This window comes from Streptomyces sp. NPDC037273, assembly GCF_055603625.1.
The window spans coordinates 1-19256 of record NZ_JBVJVO010000032.1 but is presented as its reverse complement, the minus strand read 5'-3'; the positions used below and the strand labels follow the sequence as shown (position 1 = coordinate 19256).

Annotated in this window: 14 protein-coding genes and 1 pseudogene; 9 read left to right on the top strand and 6 right to left on the bottom strand. The window is 72.8% G+C overall.

Annotation, left to right across the window (positions count from 1 at the left end):
- Positions 1 to 148 precede the first annotated feature (148 nt).
- Both ACZ7G1_RS38770 and ACZ7G1_RS38765 read right to left on the bottom strand, forming a co-directional pair.
- The gene (locus tag ACZ7G1_RS38770; protein ID WP_470880482.1) at positions 149 to 652 is read right to left on the bottom strand and encodes a PaaI family thioesterase; all 504 of its coding nucleotides are present in this window, start codon (positions 650 to 652) and stop codon (positions 149 to 151) included.
- Positions 653 to 715: 63 nt separating this feature from the next.
- Positions 716 to 2998: an FdhF/YdeP family oxidoreductase gene (locus tag ACZ7G1_RS38765; RefSeq protein ID WP_470880483.1), complete on the bottom strand. Its 2283-nt coding sequence runs from the start codon at positions 2996 to 2998 to the stop codon at positions 716 to 718.
- 136 nt (positions 2999 to 3134) lie between these two features.
- On the opposite strand from ACZ7G1_RS38765, the gene polA reads away from it, so the two are divergent.
- Both polA and ACZ7G1_RS38755 read left to right on the top strand, forming a co-directional pair.
- On the top strand, positions 3135 to 5855 hold the full coding sequence (polA, locus tag ACZ7G1_RS38760) for a DNA polymerase I (RefSeq protein ID WP_470880485.1): 2721 nt from the start codon (positions 3135 to 3137) through the stop codon (positions 5853 to 5855).
- Positions 5856 to 6233: 378 nt separating this feature from the next.
- A pseudogene (locus tag ACZ7G1_RS38755) lies at positions 6234 to 6635 on the top strand (serine hydrolase); the annotation flags it as partial.
- Positions 6636 to 6843: 208 nt separating this feature from the next.
- Here the strand turns inward: ACZ7G1_RS38755 and ACZ7G1_RS38750 are convergent.
- Complete coding sequence (locus ACZ7G1_RS38750; protein ID WP_470880487.1) at positions 6844 to 7737, bottom strand: DUF4184 family protein; 894 nt, start codon at positions 7735 to 7737, stop codon at positions 6844 to 6846.
- A 258-nt stretch (positions 7738 to 7995) separates the two neighbouring features.
- Here ACZ7G1_RS38750 and ACZ7G1_RS38745 point away from each other — a divergent pair, with 258 nt between their 5' ends.
- The 3 genes from ACZ7G1_RS38745 to pgfA all read left to right on the top strand — a co-directional run bounded on the left by ACZ7G1_RS38745 (position 7996) and on the right by pgfA (position 11213).
- Positions 7996 to 9771 carry a lytic transglycosylase domain-containing protein gene (locus tag ACZ7G1_RS38745; RefSeq protein WP_470880489.1) on the top strand — a complete coding sequence of 592 codons (1776 nt, stop codon included), beginning with the start codon at positions 7996 to 7998 and terminating at the stop codon, positions 9769 to 9771.
- 298 nt (positions 9772 to 10069) lie between these two features.
- Positions 10070 to 10210, top strand: a complete 141-nt coding sequence (locus ACZ7G1_RS38740; RefSeq protein WP_470880491.1) for an SPW_0924 family protein — start codon at positions 10070 to 10072, stop codon at positions 10208 to 10210.
- 10 nt (positions 10211 to 10220) lie between these two features.
- Positions 10221 to 11213, top strand: coding sequence for a cell envelope lipid trafficking protein PgfA (gene pgfA, locus ACZ7G1_RS38735; RefSeq protein ID WP_470880492.1), 993 nt, complete (start codon positions 10221 to 10223; stop codon positions 11211 to 11213).
- Here pgfA and hrpB read toward each other — a convergent pair.
- Entirely contained in the window at positions 11197 to 13758 is a 2562-nt protein-coding gene (gene hrpB, locus ACZ7G1_RS38730) for an ATP-dependent helicase HrpB (RefSeq protein ID WP_470880494.1), read from the bottom strand. The two genes, pgfA and hrpB, sit on opposite strands and share 17 nt — an antisense overlap.
- A 68-nt stretch (positions 13759 to 13826) precedes the next feature.
- Positions 13827 to 14657 (bottom strand): class I SAM-dependent methyltransferase, encoded by an 831-nt coding sequence (locus ACZ7G1_RS38725; RefSeq protein ID WP_470880496.1) that lies wholly within the window; start codon positions 14655 to 14657, stop codon positions 13827 to 13829.
- Between the two features lie 345 nt (positions 14658 to 15002).
- Here ACZ7G1_RS38725 and rpsA point away from each other — a divergent pair, with 345 nt between their 5' ends.
- The 4 genes from rpsA to ACZ7G1_RS38705 all read left to right on the top strand — a co-directional run bounded on the left by rpsA (position 15003) and on the right by ACZ7G1_RS38705 (position 18744).
- Positions 15003 to 16514, top strand: a complete 1512-nt coding sequence (gene rpsA, locus ACZ7G1_RS38720) for a 30S ribosomal protein S1 (protein ID WP_015032828.1) — start codon at positions 15003 to 15005, stop codon at positions 16512 to 16514.
- Between the two features lie 207 nt (positions 16515 to 16721).
- On the top strand, positions 16722 to 17660 hold the full coding sequence (locus tag ACZ7G1_RS38715; RefSeq protein ID WP_470880498.1) for a PAC2 family protein: 939 nt from the start codon (positions 16722 to 16724) through the stop codon (positions 17658 to 17660).
- A 31-nt stretch (positions 17661 to 17691) separates the two neighbouring features.
- Complete coding sequence (gene coaE / locus ACZ7G1_RS38710; protein WP_470880500.1) at positions 17692 to 18306, top strand: dephospho-CoA kinase; 615 nt, start codon at positions 17692 to 17694, stop codon at positions 18304 to 18306.
- A 69-nt stretch (positions 18307 to 18375) separates the two neighbouring features.
- The gene (locus tag ACZ7G1_RS38705) at positions 18376 to 18744 is read left to right on the top strand and encodes a tetratricopeptide repeat protein (protein WP_470880501.1); all 369 of its coding nucleotides are present in this window, start codon (positions 18376 to 18378) and stop codon (positions 18742 to 18744) included.
- Positions 18745 to 18754: 10 nt separating this feature from the next.
- Here the strand turns inward: ACZ7G1_RS38705 and ACZ7G1_RS38700 are convergent, their stop codons facing one another.
- On the bottom strand, positions 18755 to 19024 hold the full coding sequence (locus ACZ7G1_RS38700; protein WP_470880503.1) for a DUF6343 family protein: 270 nt from the start codon (positions 19022 to 19024) through the stop codon (positions 18755 to 18757).
- Between the last annotated feature and the right edge of the window lie 232 nt (positions 19025 to 19256).

Sequence of the window (19256 nt, the reverse complement as noted above, 5' to 3'; positions counted from 1 at the left end):
GGGGAGAGGGGGGGGAGGGGGGCAAGGGGGGGGGGGGGGGGGAGGGGTGGGTTTCCTCCGGGGGGGGGCGGGGGGGGGGAGGGGGAGGCCAACCCCCCCCCCCCCCCCCCCCCCCCCCCCCTCCGTGCGCCCCGGGGCGCGTGCGGCCTCAGGCGCCGTTCAGCTGCCCGGCCTCCGGCAGGTTGCCCGCGTCCTGCGGGTTGATCTCGCGCAGCATGCAGGTCAGCCGCGCCGAGCAGACGCGCTTGCCCTGCTCGTCGGTGATCACGATCTCGTACGTGGCGGTGGAGCGCCCGCGGTGCAGCGGGGTCGCGACGCCGGTGACCAGGCCGCTGCGGGCCCCCCGGTGGTGGGTGCAGTTCAGGTCGACGCCGACCGCGATCTTGGAGGACCCGCCGTGCAGCATCGAGCCGACGGAGCCCAGCGTCTCGGCCAGCACCGCCGAGGCGCCGCCGTGCAGCAGACCGTACGGCTGGGTGTTCCCCTCCACCGGCATGGTGCCGACGACCCGCTCGGCCGAGGCCTCCAGGATCTGGACACCCATCCGGTTCCCCAGGTGTCCGGCGGAGAAGAGGGCCGGGAGGTCGACGCCCAGCGCCGCGTACTCCTCGATGACCTCCTGCGGGAACTTCACGTGCTGCTGCTCACCCATGGGTCCGGCTCCGTTCGTCTTCGTACGGCTGCTAGTCGCGCTGTGGCCTGCCTGAGCAAACGCTTAGGCGGGAGGCGATTGTTCCAGACGGACGATGACGGACTTGCTCGCGGGGGTGTTGCTGACGTCGGCCGTCGACTCCAGCGGCACCAGGACGTTCGTCTCCGGGTAATAGGCGGCCGCGCACCCGCGCGACGTCGGGTAGTGCACCACCCGGAAGCCGGGGGCCCGCCGCTCGGTGCCGTCCGTCCACTCGCTCACCAGATCCGCGTACGCCCCGTCCGCGAGGCCGAACGCCGCCGCGTCCTCCGGGTGCAGGAGGACCACCCGGCGGCCGCCCTTGATGCCCCGGTAGCGGTCGTCCAGACCGTAGATCGTGGTGTTGTACTGGTCGTGCGAGCGCAGCGTCTGCAGCAGCAGCCGGCCCTCGGGCACGCGCGGGTACTCGACGGGAGCGGCCGTGAAGTTGGCCTTGCCGGTCTTCGTGGGGAAGCGGCGCTCGTCGCGCGGGCCGTGCGGCAGCCGGAAGCCGCCCGCGTTCGCCGCGAGCCGGGCGTTGAAGTCCTCGAAACCGGGCACCACGCGCGCGATGCGGTCACGGATCGTGGCGTAGTCCGCCTCGAACTCCTCCCAGGGCGTGGCCGATCCGTCGCCCAGGACGGCCCGCGCCATCCGGGCCACGATCGCCGGCTCGGACAGCAGATGCGGGCTCGCCGGCGGCAGGTTGCCCCGCGAGGCGTGCACCAGGCTCATCGAGTCCTCGACCGTCACGATCTGCCGGCCGCTCTTCTGCACGTCCTTGTCGGTGCGGCCGAGCGTGGGCAGGATCAGCGCGCGCGTGCCCGTCACCGCGTGTGAGCGGTTCAGCTTCGTCGACACGTGGACGGTCAGCCGCGCGTTCCGCATGGCCGCCTCCGTCACCTCCGTGTCGGGCGTCGCCCCCACGAAGTTGCCGCCCATCGCGAAGAACACCTTCGCCTCGCCGTCGCGCAGCGCCTCGATCGACCGGACCACGTCGAAACCGTGGTGGCGCGGCGAGACGATCCCGAACTCCTTGTCCAGGGCGTCGAGGAAGGCGGGCGCGGGCCGCTCGAAGATGCCCATCGTCCGGTCGCCCTGCACGTTCGAATGACCCCGCACCGGGCACACGCCCGCGCCCGGCCGCCCGATGTTCCCGCGCAGCAGCAGGAAGTTGACCACCTCGCGGATGGTCGGCACCGAATGCTTGTGCTGGGTCAGGCCCATCGCCCAGCAGACGATCGTCCGCTCCGAGGCGAGCACCATCTCCAGGGCCCGCTCGATCTCGGCCCGGTCGAGCCCGGTCGCGGCGAGCGTCTCGTCCCAGTCGGCCGCCTTCGCGGCCGCGGCGAACTCCTCGTAACCGTGCGTGTGTTCCCGTACGAACTCCTCGTCGACCGCCCCGGCCGTCTCCAGGACCAGCTTGTTGAGCAGCCGGAAGAGGGCCTGGTCGCCGCCGATGCGGATCTGCAGGAAGAGGTCGGTGAGCGCGGCGCCCCTGAGCATGCCCTGCGGGGTCTGCGGGTTCTTGAACCGCTCCAGGCCCGCCTCCGGCAGCGGGTTCACCGAGATGATCCTGGCTCCGGCCGCCTTCGCCTTCTCCAGGGCGGAGAGCATGCGGGGGTGGTTCGTGCCCGGGTTCTGCCCGGCCACGATGATCAGGTCGGCCCGGTGCAGGTCCTCCAGGGAGACGCTGCCCTTGCCGATGCCGATCGTCTCGGTCAGCGCCGAGCCCGAGGACTCGTGGCACATGTTGGAGCAGTCCGGCAGGTTGTTCGTGCCGAACTCGCGCGCGAACAGCTGGAGCAGGAACGCGGCCTCGTTGCTCGTACGGCCCGAGGTGTAGAAGAGGGCCTCGTCCGGGGAGGCCAGCGCCCGCAGCTCCTCGGCGATGATCCCGAAGGCCCGCTCCCAGCTCACCGGCTCGTACCGCTCGCCGCCCTCGGGCAGCAGCATCGGCTGGGTGATACGGCCCTGCTGGCCCAGCCAGTACCCGCTGCGGGTCGCCAGGTCCGCCAGCGGGTGCGCGGCGAAGAACTCCGGCGTCACCCGGCGCAGCGTCGCCTCCTCGGCGACCGCCTTCGCGCCGTTCTCGCAGAACTCCGCGACGTGCCGCTTGTCCTCCTCGGGCCACGCGCAGCCGGGACAGTCGAAACCGTCCTTCTGGTTGACCTTGAGAAGGGTGCGGGCCGTGCGCAGCGTGCCCATCTGCTCGTGCGCGATCCGCAGGGTGTGCCCGATGGCGGGCAGGCCGGCCGCGGCGTGCTGCGGCGGTGTGACCTGCGGTGCGTCCTGGACCGGGTCACCGGCGGGCGGCTTGCTGACCATCGCGCTCTCCCTTGAGCGGTAATCCTGTGTCGTACGTCCCCGATCCTGTCACGGCCCGCCGACAGCGGGACCGGCCGGGCGGCGCCGGGGGAGCCGTGCGACCGGGAATGTCAGCGGTCCGTGGGAGGATCGTTCCGTGGCCGAGACAGCATCGAAGAAGACCGAGAAGACCGAAGCGGACCGCCCGCGACTCCTCCTCATGGACGGGCACTCCCTGGCGTACCGCGCGTTCTTCGCGCTGCCCGCGGAGAACTTCACCACCGCGACGGGGCAGCCGACCAACGCCATCTACGGGTTCGCCTCGATGCTGGCGAACACGCTCCGCGACGAGGCGCCCACGCACTTCGCCGTCGCGTTCGACGTGTCCCGCAAGACCTGGCGTTCCGCGGAGTTCCCCGAGTACAAGGCGAACCGCTCCAAGACCCCCGACGAGTTCAAGGGGCAGGTCGAGCTGATCGGCGAGCTCCTGGACGCGATGCGCGCCCCGCGCTTCGCCGTCGACGGCTTCGAGGCCGACGACATCATCGCGACCCTCGCCACCCAGGCCGAGGCCGCGGGCTTCGAGGTCCTCATCGTCACCGGCGACCGGGACTCCTTCCAGCTGGTCTCCGACCACACCACCGTGCTCTACCCCACCAAGGGCGTCTCCGAGCTGACCCGCTTCACACCGGAGAAGGTCCAGGAGAAGTACGGCCTGACCCCCTCCCAGTACCCCGACTTCGCGGCCCTGCGCGGCGACCCGTCCGACAACCTCCCGGGCATCCCCGGCGTCGGCGAGAAGACCGCCGCCAAGTGGATCAACCAGTTCGGCTCCTTCGCCGAGCTCGTCGAGCGCGCCGAGGAGGTCAAGGGCAAGGCCGGCCAGAACTTCCGCGACCACCTTGAGTCGGTCAAGCTCAACCGCGTCCTCACCGAGATGGTCCGGGACGTCGAACTGCCGAAGACCGTGGCCGACCTCGCCCGCGAGCCGTACGACCGGACGGCCGTCGCCCTCGTCCTCGACACCCTGGAGATCCGCAACCCCTCGCTGCGCGAGCGGCTCCTCGCCGTCGACCCCGGCTCCGCCGAGGAGACCGCCCCCGCCCCCGCCGCGGGCGTCGAGGTCGACGGCTCCGTCCTCGGCGCCGGCGAGCTCGCCCCCTGGCTCGCCGAGCACGGCACCGAGCCGCTCGGCATCGCCACCGTCGACAGCTGGGCCCTCGGCACGGGGAACGTCTCGGAGATCGCCCTCGCCGCCGCCGGAGGAGCCGCCGCCTGGTTCGAGCCGAGCGGCCTCGACGAGGCCGACGAGCAGGCCTGGGCCGCGTGGATCTCCGACCCCGCCCGCCCCAAGGTCATGCACAACGCCAAGGGCGCCATGCGGGTCTTCCCCGAGCACGGCTGGAGCGTCGCGGGCGTCACCATGGACACCGCCCTCGCCGCCTACCTCGTCAAGCCCGGCCGGCGCTCCTTCGCCCTCGACGCGCTCTCCGTCGAGTACCTCGGCCGCGAGCTCGCCCCGGCGGCCGCCGCCGACGGCCAGCTCGCCTTCGGCGCCGACGACACCGCCGAGGCCGAAGCCCTCATGACCCAGGCGCGGGCCGTCCTCGACCTCGGCGACGCCTTCGACGAGCGCCTCGGCGAGGTCGGCGCCCGCGAGCTCCTGCACGACGTCGAGCTGCCCACCTCCGCGCTCCTCGCCCGCCTGGAGCGGCACGGCATCGCCGCCGACCGCGACCACCTGGAGGCCATGGAGCAGCAGTTCGCCGGCGCCGTGCAGCAGGCCGTGAAGGAGGCGCACGCCTCCGTCGGCCACGAGTTCAACCTCGGCTCGCCCAAGCAGCTCCAGGAGGTCTTCTTCGGCGAGCTCAACCTCCCGAAGACCAAGAAGACCAAGACCGGATACACGACGGACGCCGACGCGCTCGCCTGGCTGGCCGGCCAGACCGAGCACGAACTCCCCGTGATCATGCTCCGCCACCGTGAGCAGGCCCGCCTCCGCTCCACGGTCGAAGGCCTGATCAAGACGGTCGCCGCCGACGGCCGCATCCACACCACCTTCAGCCAGACGGTGGCCGCCACCGGCCGCCTCTCCTCCACCGACCCCAACCTGCAGAACGTGCCGGTGCGGACGGACGAGGGCCGGGCCATCCGGCACGGCTTCGTCGTCGGCGAGGGCTTCGAGGCCCTCATGACCGCCGACTACAGCCAGATCGAGCTGCGCGTGATGGCCCACCTCTCCGAGGACGAGGGACTCATCGAGGCCTTCGCCTCCGGCGAGGACCTCCACACCACCGTCGCCTCCCAGGTCTTCGGCGTCGAGCGGTCCGCCGTCGACGCCGAGATGCGCCGCAAGATCAAGGCCATGTCGTACGGCCTCGCCTACGGCCTCTCCGCCTTCGGCCTCTCCCAGCAGCTGAACATCGACCCGGGCGAGGCCCGCGGCCTCATGGACACCTACTTCGAGCGCTTCGGCGGAGTCCGCGACTACCTCCACCGCGTCGTCGACGAGGCCCGCGCCACGGGGTACACCGAGACCATGCTCGGCCGTCGCCGCTACCTCCCCGACCTCAACAGCGACAACCGCCAGCGCCGCGAGGCCGCCGAGCGCATGGCGCTCAACGCGCCGATCCAGGGCACCGCCGCCGACATCGTCAAGGTCGCCATGCTCGACGTCGACCGCGCCCTCACCGAGGCCGGCCTCGCCTCCCGGATGCTCCTCCAGGTCCACGACGAAATCGTCCTCGAACTCGCCCCCGGCGAGCGCGACCAGGTCGAGTCCCTCGTCCGCACCCACATGTCGGCGGCCGCCGACCTCCGAGCCCCCCTCGACGTCTCCGTCGGCGTGGGCCCCAACTGGGACTCGGCCGCCCACTAGGGCCGGGGAAGTCCCGTCCCGTGCCCTCGGCTGCGCCAGGTGGAGCAGTCCGGGGGCGGTGGGGCGGGGGCGGTCCTGAGACTGGGGAGCGTGATCAAGAGCCGCTCCCGAAGGGGGCTGAGGGCCGGGGCGCTGCTGGGCGCACTGCTGGGCGTGGCGGGGACCGCAGGGCCCGGCGAGGCGCACGGCGCGCCCGCGGTCTGCACCTCGTCGAAGGAACCGACCCTCGCCGCCAGACTGTCGCAGGACATCACGGCGGCACTGAAGGACCGCGACGGCACCGTCGCGGTCGCCGTCCACGACGTGCGGCGCGGGCTGCGGTGCCGGCTCGGCGACACGAGGGCCTACGACTCCGCGAGCATCGCCAAGGTGCTCATCATGCAGGCCGTACTGGGCCGGGCCGAGGAGCTGGGCCGGGCGCCCACCCGCCTTGAGGCGCAGCGGATGAAGGCGATGATCACCCGCTCGGACAACACGGCGGCGACCGACCTGTGGCAGGGCCTGTCACGGGCCCGGCTGAACCGGGTCCTGCGCGAGGCGGGCGCCCAGGACACCGTCCTGGGGCACGACCGGTACTGGGGCCTGACCCGCACCACCGCCCGGGACCAGCTCGCCCTGCTCGCCGCGGTGTCCCGCCGCACCGAGGCGCTGACGCTGATGGGGCAGGTGGTGAAGGACCAGGCGTGGGGCGTCACCGCCGGGGCGCCCCGTACCGTCAAGGTCCATCTCAAGAACGGCTGGCTGCCCCGCGCCACCCACGCCTGGCGCGTCCACAGCATCGGCGTCGTCCGCCCGGCCACCGCCCCGGGCACACCCGGCGCCGGCGCGACCGCCGCCGCCCCCGCCGTGGACTACCGGATCGCGCTGCTGAGCCACGACAACCCCACCATGCGGTACGGGGTACGCACCCTGGAGGGCGTCGCCATCGCCGTGCACCGCAGGCTCGGCGGGGGCACGGCGGCCCGTGGTTTCACCCCGCCGGAGAGGATCAGCGAGATCCCGGACGGGAGCGTTCCGCCGGACGCGACGGGTCCGGACCCGTTCCCCCGGGAGCAGGCGCCGGAGCCTCCGTGGGCCTCGCTCCCCACAGCCGCGCCCCCGTCCCGTACAGCACGAGCCCGACGGCGAGGCCCGCGCCGGCGCCGAAACAGGCGGTGGGGATGATGTCGAGGGGCGTCCGGATGTTGTCCCAGCCCCACACCGAGGCCCAACGCAGGACGCGGTGCAGGACGCCGGCGAGGACGCAGCCGCCGATGACGGCGGCGGCGAGCAGGCGGCCGGCCCGGGCGGGGACCGGGACGTGCGGCGGCAGGGGAGTGCCGGGGGCGGCGGAGCGCAGGGCGCGGACCGTGAACCAGCCGAGGAGGCAGAGGGCCAGGGCCGAACTCCCGTACTGGGCGTAGAGGTAGACGGGGAACCCGGCCACGACCTCGCCGAGGGAGGGGATGACCTGGGTGCCCCAGCGGTCGAGGTGGGTGAAGGAGTCCCACACGACGTGGGTGGTCGAGCCGATGACGGCGGAGAGGAAGAACCAGCCGACGAGCGCCGCCGGGTGCCGGTCGCGCCAGGGGCGGCCGCGGAGCAGCCCGTACACGGGGTCGCGGCGGCGGGCGGGCAGCAGGGCCACCAGGGGCTCGCGGACGGTGAGCCAGAGGCCGACGAGCAGGGCGGTGAGGAGGACGTCGGCCGTGACGATCCCGGTGGGGGAGTGGGTGACGGCGCCGAAGTCCATGGCCTCCGGGGCGGCGGTGGCGGCGAAATAGGTCAGGTCGGGCGCGAAGGAGCCCGCGACGAGCGCCGAGGCGACGAGGGGACCGCGCGCGGTGCCGTCGCGGCGCAGTCCGGGCAGCACGGCGGCGGCATGGCTCAGGGTGAACGGCAACGGGAGGTCCCCTCGGTTCCGGTGGTGACGGCCGGAGTACAGGAACGGCCGCAGTGGGAGAGGCGTCCGGGCGCCCGGTCGGTTCCCGTCCAGGGTCGCACCGGAACGGAAGGCGGCTGTTCGGAAGGCGGCGCAGAGGTGACGAAACCGTGAAACACGGTCAGGCGCCGGTGCCCGGCGGCCGGGAGTTGGCATAGGGTCGCCAGAGGTCACGCGCGGGGAGCGTGGGACGGAGTCGACGGGGAGGGGACCAGGGGTATGGCAGCGCACATCGGCCACCGACTGCGCAAGGGGGCGACCAGCGGGGTGGTGGTGGCCGCGGCGGTCGCCGCACTCGCGGCCTCGCAGGCGCCGGAGGCCGTGCAGGCGCCCGCGGACAACACCGGCGGGGACCGTGCCATCGGCGCAGGTGACACCGCGCCGCCGTCGGGTGACGACTCCGCGACCGGCGATTCCCCCTACTTCACCGAACTGCCGCCGCTGAACACGCCGAACAAGCCCGGCGCGCCCACCAACCTGCCGGTGATCACCGGACCCGCCGAGGCCGGCATACCCGCGTCCGTCCTCGCCGCGTACAAGCGCGCCGAGCAGTCGATACGTTCGACCGACCCCACCTGCAACCTGCCCTGGCAGCTGCTCGCCGGCATCGGCAAGGTCGAGTCCGGGCAGGCGCGAGGCGGCCGGGTCGACGCCAACGGCACGACCCTCTCCCCGATCCTCGGCCCCGTCCTCAACGGCGTCGGCTTCGCCAACATCTCGGACACCGACGGCGGCGCCTACGACGGCGACAAGACCCACGACCGGGCCGTCGGCCCGATGCAGTTCATCCCGTCGACCTGGGCGACCTGGGGTCAGGACGCCAACAGCGACGGCAAGAAGGACCCGAACAACATCTACGACGCCGCGCAGGCCGCGGGTCTCTACCTCTGCGCGAACGACCGCAACCTCGCGGTCAAGGCCGACCTCGACCGGGCGATCCTCAGCTACAACCGCTCCACGGAGTACCTGAACCTGGTCATGTCCTGGGTCACGTACTACCAGCGCGGCACCCACCAGGTCCCGGACGGCACCGGAGTGCTCCCGGTCGGCCGCAGCGACGACCCGAACCGGGGCAACCTCCCCGTCACCCCGCCCTCGTCCCACCCCAGGACGCCCGCGCCGGTCACCCCGAAGCCGAAGCCGTCGGAGACCCGCCCCGCACCGGTCAAGCCCCCGGTCACGCCGACCAAGCCCCCGGTCACCCCGCCGTCCGTGACCCCGGCCGTGAAGGTCGCGCTCCTCACGGTCGTGGCCAACGGCAAGATCACCACGACGACCGGCAGCGCCTTCACCGGAGCGCCCCGGGTCGCGGCCCTCGACACCAACGGCAAGCCGGTCGCCGGGATCGCCGTCCGCTTCGAGATCGTCGGGACCACCGACTCCCGCTTCCCCGGCGGCGCGAAGACCGCCACCGTCACCACCGGCTCGACCGGTCTCGCCGCCGCTCCGACCCTCAAGGCCGGCGAGCAGACGGGTTCGTTCACCGTGCGCGCCACCGTCGTGGGCCGCTCGCTGGCCCCCGCCGACTTCGCCGCGACCGTCACGGAGCGCCAGGCGGACACCCTCACCCGGGTCGGCGAAGGCCCCCTGGCGGCCACCACCGGCACCGCCTTCACCGAGCAGGCCCTGGCGAAGGCCACCGACAAGGGCGCGCTCGCCCCCGGCGTGCGCGTCACCGCGACGATCGTCACCTCGAAGACGGACCCCAAGGAGAGCGCCGAGGGACCGCACTTCAAGCAGGGGGACAAGCTCGTCCGCACGGTCACCCTCACGACCGGTGTCGACGGCCGGCTCACCCTCGACCCCGACACGCTGTTCGCGGGGGACACGGCGGGCACGTTCTACCTGTGGCTGACCACGCCCGGTGGCGGCAGCCTCTTCGTCGACCTGACGGTCGCGCCGCCCGCGACGACGGAGCCCACTCCGGAGCCGACGCCCTCCGGCAGCGGATCGCCCGAGGCCACCCCCTCTCCCGGCTCCTCCCCCTCGGCCTGACCCGCCGGCGTCCCGCCTCCGCGGGGGGGAGGGGGGGGGGGCCCAAAAAAAGGGGGGGGGGCATTTGCTCCCGGCGGGGGGGGGTTTTCCCTCCCTCTCGCTTTTCTCTATTTTTCCCCCCCCACTGCCCCCCCCCCACCCCCCCCCCCTCCCCTCCCCCCCCCCCCCCCCCCCCCCCCCCCCCCCCCCGCCCCCCCGCTCCGTGTTACCCGGGTGAGACGTGTTCTCATCTCGCGATCGCGTTGCTACGGTGCCCCAGCCCTGACGACCCATCAGATCGCATCCCGGGAGGCCGACCATGCGCGCCCTCGTCGCCGCCGCCATCGGACTCGTCCCAGTCCTCCTCTTCGTCCTCCTCGTGTCCCTGGTCGATCTGCCGCCCGACGGGCCCACCTCGCCCAAGCCCCTGCTCACCGCCGATCCCGGCGTCAAGAAGTAGAGGGGCGACCATGCGACGCACAGCCAGCCTCGTCCTGCTCGCCGCCGCCGTCTTCTGCGCCTCGATGGCCCCCTTCCTGCGCTGGTACGCCTTCCCCCGCCTGGTGAAGATCCCGCCGAACCAGTACCAGGTCACCGTCCTGGAGGCCCAGCCCGCCACCCTGCTCGACTACTCGACGCTCCGGGCCGAGAAGGTCGACAAGATCACGATCGTCCAGACCCTCAAGGGCAACGTGGAGGAGTCCCGGCGGATCGAACGCGACGCCGGCCGCGACGTCGTCGTCTGGGACGCCCTCGCCTACGTCATGGGCCCCGACGGCAAGATGGTCTCCAAGGTCCCCGAGCGGTACATCTTCGACGCCCACAGCCAGGCCCCCGTCCACGCCACCGGCGAGTCCGTCGACGGCGACGCGGTCCGGCGCGTGGGCATCGAGTTCAAGTTCCCCTTCCTCACCGAGAAGCGGGACTACCAGTACTTCGACGCCCAGACCCGCACCTCGGCCCCCATCCACTACCAGGGCACCCGCACCTTCCGGGGCACCGAGGTCTACTACTTCGAGCAGACCATCCCCTGGACCAAGGTCCCGATGCCCAAGTCCATGCCGGTCAAGGGCATCACCCCGAAGATCCTCGCCGACTCGGGCCTCACCCGCTGGTACACGACCAAGCGCATGTTCTGGATCGAGCCCCTCACCGGCGCCCCCCTCAACGGCGAGGAGATCCACAAGGAGGAGCTCCGCAATGCCAAGTCCCTGATGGGCCGGGACACCATCACCGTCTTCGAGGGCCACGTGAAGCTGCGCGAGGACTCCCTCAAGGAGGTCGGTGACGTCGTCTCCTCCAACCGCCTCGTCGTGCTGGTCTTCGTCTCCTACGGCCCCTGGACCTTCTCCCTCCTCGCCCTGGCCCTCCTCGCCCTCGCCCTCTGGCTGGAGGCCCGGTCCCGCCGCGCGGCCCCGGAACCCCCCGCCCCCGCAGCCGCCCCGGTCACCGCTCCCGTCTGAGTCGGGCGCTCGTGTGCCGGGTCGGCTCCGCCGCCGACGGATCCTCCGGCCACGGGTGCTTCGGATACCGGCCCCGCAGCTCCGCCCGCACCGCGCGGTAGCCGTCCCGCCAGAACGACGCCAGGTCCGCGGTCACGGCCGCGGGCCTCCCGGCGGGGGAGAGGAGGTGCACCAGGACCGGGACCCCCGCCACCCGAGGCGTCTCGGCCAGACCGAACATCTCCTGGAGCTTCACCGCGAGCACCGGCCGCCCACCCCCGTAGTCGACCCGGATCTTCGATCCGCTCGGCACCTCGATCCGCTCCGGCGCGAGTTCGTCCAGACGGCCCGCCTCGCCCGTCGCCCACGGCAGCAGCCGCCGCAGCGCCTGCCCGGCGTCGATCCGCCCCAGATCGGCCCGGCGCGCGGCCCGGGACAGCTCCGGCTCCAGCCACTCCTCGGCCCGGTCGACCAGGGCCCTCTCCGCCACGTCCGGCCAGGGCTCGCCGAGGACCCCGTGCAGGAACGCGAGCCGCTCCCGCAGCTCCGCGGCGTCCCGGCTCCACCGCAGCAGCCCGATCCCCTCCCGCCGCAGCCCGTCGAGCAGCGCCTCCCTGACGAGAGCGGGCTCCGCCCCGGACCCCAGGGGCCGCACGGTCAGCTCGACCGCACCCAGCCGGTCCACCGAGCGGGCCACCACATCGCCGTCCTCCCAACGCACCTCCTCGCCCGTGGCCCGCAGATGACCCGCCGCCCACCGGGCCGTGCCCTCGTCGACCACCGCCGCCAGCCGCACCCGCGCCGTCGCGTCCCGCGCCGTACGGTCCGCCACCGCCACGGCCAGCCACGGAGTCGAACGCAGCCCCGACCCTTCGGCGATCCGGGCCCCACCGCCCGACACCATCAGATAGCCGCCCTGCTCCCGGGCCCTGGCCACCCGCTCGGGGAAGGCGAGGGCCGTCACCAACCCGGCCACCGCGTCCTCCCCGCCCGCCCGCGAGCCCGCCCCCTCCGTTCCTCCCCGCCCCGGCTCGGCCACCTCGCCGGCCGAGCGCTCCAGACGCCGCGCCTCCGCCTTCCAGCGGGCCGCGTAACCGTCCCCGCCCCGGCGCGCCGACCGCCAGGCCTCCGTCAGATCGTCCCCGTACTCCCGCGGCGGCTCCTCGCTCAGCAGCGCCACCACCTCCGCCGCCCGCCGGACACCGACCTCGGCGGCGCCGTCGAGCAGAGCACGCCCCAGCCGGGGGTGGAGCCCGAGCCGCGCCAGCCGCACCCCACGCTCCGTGGCCCGGCCGTCCTCGTCCACGGCGCCCACCGCCGCCAGCACCGACCGGGCCGCCGCCATCGCCCCGGCGGGCGGCGCGTCCAGCAGCGCGAGCCCCTCCGCCGTCGGATCGCCCCAGCACGCGACACGCAGCGCGAAGTCCGCGAGGTCGGCGATCCTGATCTCGGGAGACGGGAACCGCGCCCGGCTCCCGTCCTCGGCCTCCGCCCAGCACCGGTACACGGTCCCGAAGGCCTCACGCATCGAGCGCCCCGACCGCTGGGTGGCCGCCGCGACCGACACCGGCACCGTCGCCAGCGACCCCAGACCCCGCGCGTGGTCCATCCGGGGCTCCCGCGCCAGCCCCGAGTCCACGACGATCCTGACCCCGGGCACCGTCAGGCTGGACTCCGCCACCGAGGTCGACAGCACCACCCGGCGCCGCCCGCCCGGCCCGGCGCCCCGCAGGACCGCGTCCTGCACCGCCGCCGGCGCCCGGCCGTGCAACTGGAGCACCTCGGCGTCCAGCCCCGCGAGCAGCCCCGCCGTCCGCGCGATCTCCCCCGTACCGGGAAGGAAACAGAGGACGTCCCCCTCGTGCCGTTCCATCGCCAGCCGGACCGTCGCCGCCACATGGCGCAGCATCGCCGGATCCACCCAGGTGCCGTGCGCGGGCCGGATCCCGGCCGGGGGAGCGGCGAACCGCACCGCGTACCCGTGCCCCTCGCCCCGGCTCCGCACGATCGGGGCGGGCCCGCTGCCGTCCACGACCGTGAGGAGCTCCGCCCACGCCTCCGCGTCGCTCGTCGCCGAGGCCGCGATCAGCTTCAGCTCCGGCCGCAGGGCCGCCCGCACGTCCACCAGGAAGGCCAGGGCCGTATCGGCGTCCAGGTGCCGCTCATGGCACTCGTCGAGCAGCACCACGTCCACGCCCGCCAGCTCCGGGTCGCGCTGGAGCCGCTGGAGCAACAGCCCCGTCGTCACCACCTCGACCCGGGTCGAAGGCCCGACCTTCCGCTCCCCGCGCACCGAGAAGCCGACAGTCCCGCCGACCTCCTCGCCGAGCAGCCAGGCCATCCGCCGCGCCGCCGCGCGCACCGCCATCCGGCGCGGCTCGGCCACCAGCACCCGCCGCTTCGGTCCGTCCCCTATGAGACCGGCGAGCGCGAGCGGCACCAGCGTCGTCTTGCCGGTACCGGGCGGCGCGTGGAGCACCGCCGCGCCGCGCTCCGCGAGCGCGGTCAGCAGCTCGGGGACGGCATGGCGGACGGGAAGCAGGTCGAGTGCGTCGTTTCGGATCACGGGCTCAGTCTCGTACGCGGCGCGAAAGGGCGAGTCCGGTTGTCCACAGGACCCGCCCGTTCGTAGGACTAATCCTGGCGTTCGCAGACGAAGATCGCCGTCCCCGGGATCAGGTTCCCCCGCAGCGGGGACCAGCCTCCCCACTCCTGGCTGTTCCACGCGGGCCACTCCGGCTCGACCAGGTCCACGAGCCGGAAGCCGCCGGCCACCACGTCCCGCACCCGGTCGCCGATCGTCCGGTGGTGCTCCACGTACACGGCCCGGCCCTGCTCGTCCTGCTCGACGTACGGCGTGCGGTCGAAGTAGGAGGCGGCCACCGAGAGGCCCTCGGGGCCCGGCTCGTCGGGGAACGCCCAGCGGATCGGGTGCGTCACCGAGAACACCCAGCGGCCGCCGGGCCGCAGCACCCGCCGCACCTCGCGGAAGACCCGTACCGGGTCGGAGACGAACGGCACCGCGCCGTACGCCGAGCACGCCAGGTCGAAGGAGCCGTCCGCGAAGGGCAGCGCCCCGGCGTCGGCCTCCACCAGCGGCACGTCCCCGCCGATCCGCAGCGCGTGCTGGAGCTGCCGGTGCGAGAGGTCGAGCGCGACCGGCCGCGCCCCCTGCGCCGCGAGCCACCGCGAGCACTGCGCCGCGCCCGCGCCGATCTCCAGGACGTCCAGGCCCTTCAGCGAGGCGGCGGGTCCGAGCAGCGCGGCCTCGGCCTCGTCGAGCCCCTCGGGACCCCACACGAAACGGTCGTCGCCGAGGAACGAGCCGTGCTCGCTCTGGTACTCGTCGGCGTTCCTGTCCCACCAGCCGCGGCTCGCCCGGCTGCTCTCCGCGTCCCCCGCGTCACGCCGGGTCGCCTCGGCCTCGTCCTCGGCCGCGTCTTCGTGTTCGTACTCTTGGTTCATCTCGCCCGCCGATGTAGTTTGCGCTCAGTGCCGCCGTGCGGCGGACCCCGCCGATGCGGCGTGGGAGGCATGACTCGTGCCGGAATTGCGTGGATCTGCCCAGGGTGCGCGCTTCGCGCATTGACCCTGTCCGGCTGCCCCCGTATGCTAAAGGTTGCGCTGCGGGCCTGCGCGCCTCAGACGGAGCAGGCCGCGCTCGTACCTGTTGTATGTCCCCTCGGTTTACGAGGCTCCCCCCGTCCGCGGGAAGGGTGCCTCATCGGCTGTCCGGCTTCTTGGTGCGATACGGGCTCTCGGCGTAGCAGTACCTACGACTTTCTGTCCGTAACCGGAGCCCTTTCCCACATGACGAGCAGCACCGAGACCACCGCCACCAGCACCACCCCGCAGGTTGCGGTCAACGACATCGGTAACGAGGAAGCCTTCCTCGCCGCGATCGACGAGACGATCAAGTACTTCAACGACGGCGACATCGTCGACGGCGTCATCGTGAAGGTCGACCGGGACGAGGTCCTGCTCGACATCGGTTACAAGACCGAAGGCGTCATCCCGAGCCGCGAGCTCTCGATCAAGCACGACGTCGACCCGAACGAGGTCGTCAAGGTCGGCGACGAGATCGAGGCCCTGGTTCTCCAGAAGGAGGACAAGGAAGGCCGCCTGATCCTCTCGAAGAAGCGTGCCCAGTACGAGCGCGCCTGGGGCACCATCGAGAAGATCAAGGAAGAGGACGGCATCGTCACCGGTACCGTCATCGAGGTCGTCAAGGGTGGTCTCATCCTCGACATCGGCCTCCGTGGCTTCCTGCCGGCCTCCCTCGTCGAGATGCGTCGTGTCCGCGACCTCCAGCCCTACGTGGGCAAGGAGCTCGAGGCGAAGATCATCGAGCTGGACAAGAACCGCAACAACGTGGTCCTGTCCCGCCGTGCCTGGCTCGAGCAGACCCAGTCCGAGGTTCGCCAGACGTTCCTCACCACCCTGCAGAAGGGTCAGGTCCGCTCCGGCGTCGTTTCCTCGATCGTCAACTTCGGTGCCTTCGTGGACCTGGGTGGCGTCGACGGTCTCGTGCACGTCTCCGAGCTGTCCTGGAAGCACATCGACCACCCGTCCGAGGTTGTCGAGGTCGGCCAGGAGGTCACCGTCGAGGTTCTCGACGTCGACATGGACCGCGAGCGTGTCTCCCTGTCGCTGAAGGCGACGCAGGAGGACCCGTGGCAGCAGTTCGCCCGTACGCACCAGATCGGTCAGGTCGTCCCGGGTAAGGTCACCAAGCTGGTTCCGTTCGGTGCGTTCGTCCGCGTGGACGAGGGCATCGAGGGTCTGGTCCACATCTCCGAGCTGGCCGAGCGCCACGTGGAGATCCCGGAGCAGGTCGTCCAGGTCAACGACGAGATCTTCGTCAAGGTCATCGACATCGACCTCGAGCGTCGTCGCATCAGCCTCTCGCTGAAGCAGGCCAACGAGTCCTTCGGTGCCGACCCGGCCTCGGTCGAGTTCGACCCGACCCTGTACGGCATGGCCGCGTCCTACGACGACCAGGGCAACTACATCTACCCCGAGGGCTTCGACCCCGAGACCAACGACTGGCTCGAGGGCTTCGAGACCCAGCGCGAGGCCTGGGAGACCCAGTACGCCGAGGCGCAGGCTCGCTTCGAGCAGCACCAGGCTCAGGTCATCAAGTCCCGCGAGGCCGACGAGGCCGCCGCTGCCGAGGGCGCTGCCGCCCCGGCCGCCGGCAACGCCGGTGCGGGCATCTCGGGTGGTTCGTACTCCTCGGAGTCGGACGACAACTCCGGCGCCCTGGCGTCGGACGAGGCGCTCGCCGCCCTGCGCGAGAAGCTGGCCGGCGGTCAGAGCTGAACAGGCTCTCCGCTGAGCGCTAGCCGCTAGCGAAACCGAGGCCCGTTCCCCTTCGGGGGAGCGGGCCTCGGCCGTTCTCCGGACCAGGGTCCGGACCCGTGCTCCGCCCGGGCCCGGGGCCGGAACTCCGCCGGAAGATCGCCCGGGACGGGAATGGCGGTGCCGGACCCGGCGTTTCCAGAGAGGACACGAGGAGGAGCGGTAATCGTGCTTGATCCCCAGGATTTGTACGAATGGGATGCGAAGGGCCTGGCGGTCGTCGACCTCGCCCTGGCGCAGGAGTCGGCCGGGCTGGTCATGCTGTACCACTTCGACGGCTACATCGACGCGGGCGAGACCGGTGAGCAGATCATCGACCGCCTGCTCGACACGCTTCCGCACCAGCCGGTGGCCCGCTTCGACCACGACCGGCTCGTGGACTACCGCGCGCGCCGGCCGCTGCTCACCTTCCGGCGCGACCGCTGGACCGCGTACGAGACGCCGTCCATCGAGGTCCGCCTCGTCCAGGACGCCACCGGCGCCCCCTTCCTCGTCCTGTCCGGGCCGGAGCCCGACGTCGAGTGGGAGCGGTTCGCCGCGGCCGTCCGGCAGATCGTCGAGCGGCTCGGCGTACGCCTCTCGGTCAACTTCCACGGCATCCCCATGGGCGTGCCGCACACCCGCCCCGTCGGACTCACCCCGCACGGCAGCCGGACCGACCTCATGCCGGGCCATCGCAGCCCCTTCGACGAGGCCCAGGTCCCCGGCAGCGCCGAAGCCCTCGTCGAGTACCGGCTCACCGAGGCCGGCCACGACACCCTCGGCGTCGCCGCGCACGTCCCGCACTACGTCGCGCGCTCCCCGTACCCGGACGCGGCGCTGACCGCCCTCGAAGCCGTCACCGCCGCCACCGGCCTCGTCCTCCCCGGCGTCGCCCACTCCCTCCGGACCGAGGCCCGCCGCACCCAGACCGAGATCGACCGCCAGATCGGCGAGGGCGACGAGGAGCTGGTCGCGCTCGTGCAGGGCCTTGAGCACCAGTACGACGCGGTGGCCGGTGCGGAGACGCGCGGCAGCCTGGTCGCCGAGCCGGTCGACCTGCCGTCCGCCGACGAGCTGGGGCGCGAGTTCGAGCGCTTCCTCGCCGAGCGGGAGGGCGACGCATAGCCCTCCGGAGGCAGGCCCTAAGCTGCCGCTCATGCTGAAGGTGGGCCTGACCGGCGGGATCGGCGCCGGCAAGAGTGAGGTGTCACGGCTGCTCGTCTCGTACGGGGCCGTGCTGATCGACGCGGACCGGATCGCCCGTGAGGTCGTCGAGCCCGGCACCCCGGGCCTCGCGGCCGTCGTGGCAGCGTTCGGGGAGGACGTCCTCACCGCGGAGGGGACGCTCGACCGGCCCAGGCTCGGCTCCATCGTGTTCGCCGACGCCGACCGGCTCGCCACCCTCAACGCGATCGTCCACCCCCTCGTCGGGGCCCGGTCGGCGGAGCTGGAGAGCCAGGCGGGCCCCGGAGACGTCGTCGTCCACGACGTACCCCTGCTCACCGAGAACGGGCTCGCCCCGCTGTACGACCTGGTGATCGTCGTCGACGCGTCCCCGGAAACCCAGCTCGACCGGCTCGTACGGCTCCGGGGCATGGCCGAGACCGAGGCCCGCAACCGGATGGCGGCCCAGGCCACGCGCGAACAGCGGCTCGCCGTCGCCGACCTCGTCATCGACAACGACGGGCCCCTCGACGCCCTCGCACCGCAGGTCAGGAAGGTCTGGGGCGAACTCGAGCAGCGGGCCTCCGCCCCAGCAGAGGAGGCGTAGCGGGGCAGGCGGCGGAATGCGGTCACGGGGTCCGGTGTTCAACCACCGGATCGAGGGAAGGATGCCACCGTGGCCGACAGCAACCCGGAAACGCACGTCATCGACTTCCGCGCCGCCGAGCACCTGCTGGCCGCCCGGGACCCCCGTGGTGCCGTGAAGCTGCTGGACTCGGTGATCGCCGCCCATCCCGAGAACACGGCCGCGCGGCTGCTGCGTGCCCGGGCCTTCTTCGCGGCCGCCCAGCTGCGGCCGGCGCAGCTGGAGTTCGAGCTGGTCCTGGAGCGCGAGCCGGACAACGCGTTCGCCCACTTCGCGCTGGGCCGCACCTTCGAGCGCTCCGGCCTCACCGCCCAGGCCACCCGGCACTTCCGCCTCGCCGCCGCGCTCGACCCGAAGCCGGAGTACCTCCAGGCCGCCGGCTTCGACACCAGGAACTGACGGGCCCGCGTCAGCGTCCGGAGCCGCCGCGATCGGGCTCGTACGGCGGGATGTTCCGGCCCGGCTGCCAGTGCGGGCCCTGGTGGATGTGGCGCAGCACGATCGCCAGGTCCACCGTCACCACCAGGAACAGCACCCCGCAGGCGGCGGCCCAGCCGGGGCGGCCGAGCAGCGAGAACACGGTCGTGCCGAAGGCAGCCCAGAGCAGCCCCCACACGCTCAGCCAGAACCGCAGCCGCAGCGCGCTGCGCGCGGTCGCCGGCTCGTTTCCGCTCCGCATGACGGTCACATCCCCCGTCCGGGTTCCCCAGGGGTACCACCAGCATGTACCCGCGCCGGGGGAATGTGAACGGGAGGCGCCCGCCACCGGCGGACGCCTCCCGTCGACGAGCGGGCAGGCCCTAGGGGGTGTCTTGTCGATCAGGCCGGGCTCGCGACGCCTGGCACCGCGCCTCGCCGCGTTGTCGTCGGTCCACAACGCTCCGCGTTGCCTCCCTCCTCCGCCTTGCGAT

Coding starts and splice junctions, on each gene's coding strand:
- ACZ7G1_RS38725 (WP_470880496.1), bottom strand. CDS start 14,657: ATGAACCAAGAGTACGAACACGAAGACGCGGCCGAGGACGAGGCCGAG.
- pgfA (WP_470880492.1), top strand. CDS start 10,221: ATGCGACGCACAGCCAGCCTCGTCCTGCTCGCCGCCGCCGTCTTCTGC.
- coaE (WP_470880500.1), top strand. CDS start 17,692: ATGCTGAAGGTGGGCCTGACCGGCGGGATCGGCGCCGGCAAGAGTGAG.
- ACZ7G1_RS38740 (WP_470880491.1), top strand. CDS start 10,070: ATGCGCGCCCTCGTCGCCGCCGCCATCGGACTCGTCCCAGTCCTCCTC.
- ACZ7G1_RS38770 (WP_470880482.1), bottom strand. CDS start 652: ATGGGTGAGCAGCAGCACGTGAAGTTCCCGCAGGAGGTCATCGAGGAG.
- ACZ7G1_RS38745 (WP_470880489.1), top strand. CDS start 7,996: ATGGCAGCGCACATCGGCCACCGACTGCGCAAGGGGGCGACCAGCGGG.
- rpsA (WP_015032828.1), top strand. CDS start 15,003: ATGACGAGCAGCACCGAGACCACCGCCACCAGCACCACCCCGCAGGTT.
- ACZ7G1_RS38765 (WP_470880483.1), bottom strand. CDS start 2,998: ATGGTCAGCAAGCCGCCCGCCGGTGACCCGGTCCAGGACGCACCGCAG.
- ACZ7G1_RS38700 (WP_470880503.1), bottom strand. CDS start 19,024: ATGCGGAGCGGAAACGAGCCGGCGACCGCGCGCAGCGCGCTGCGGCTG.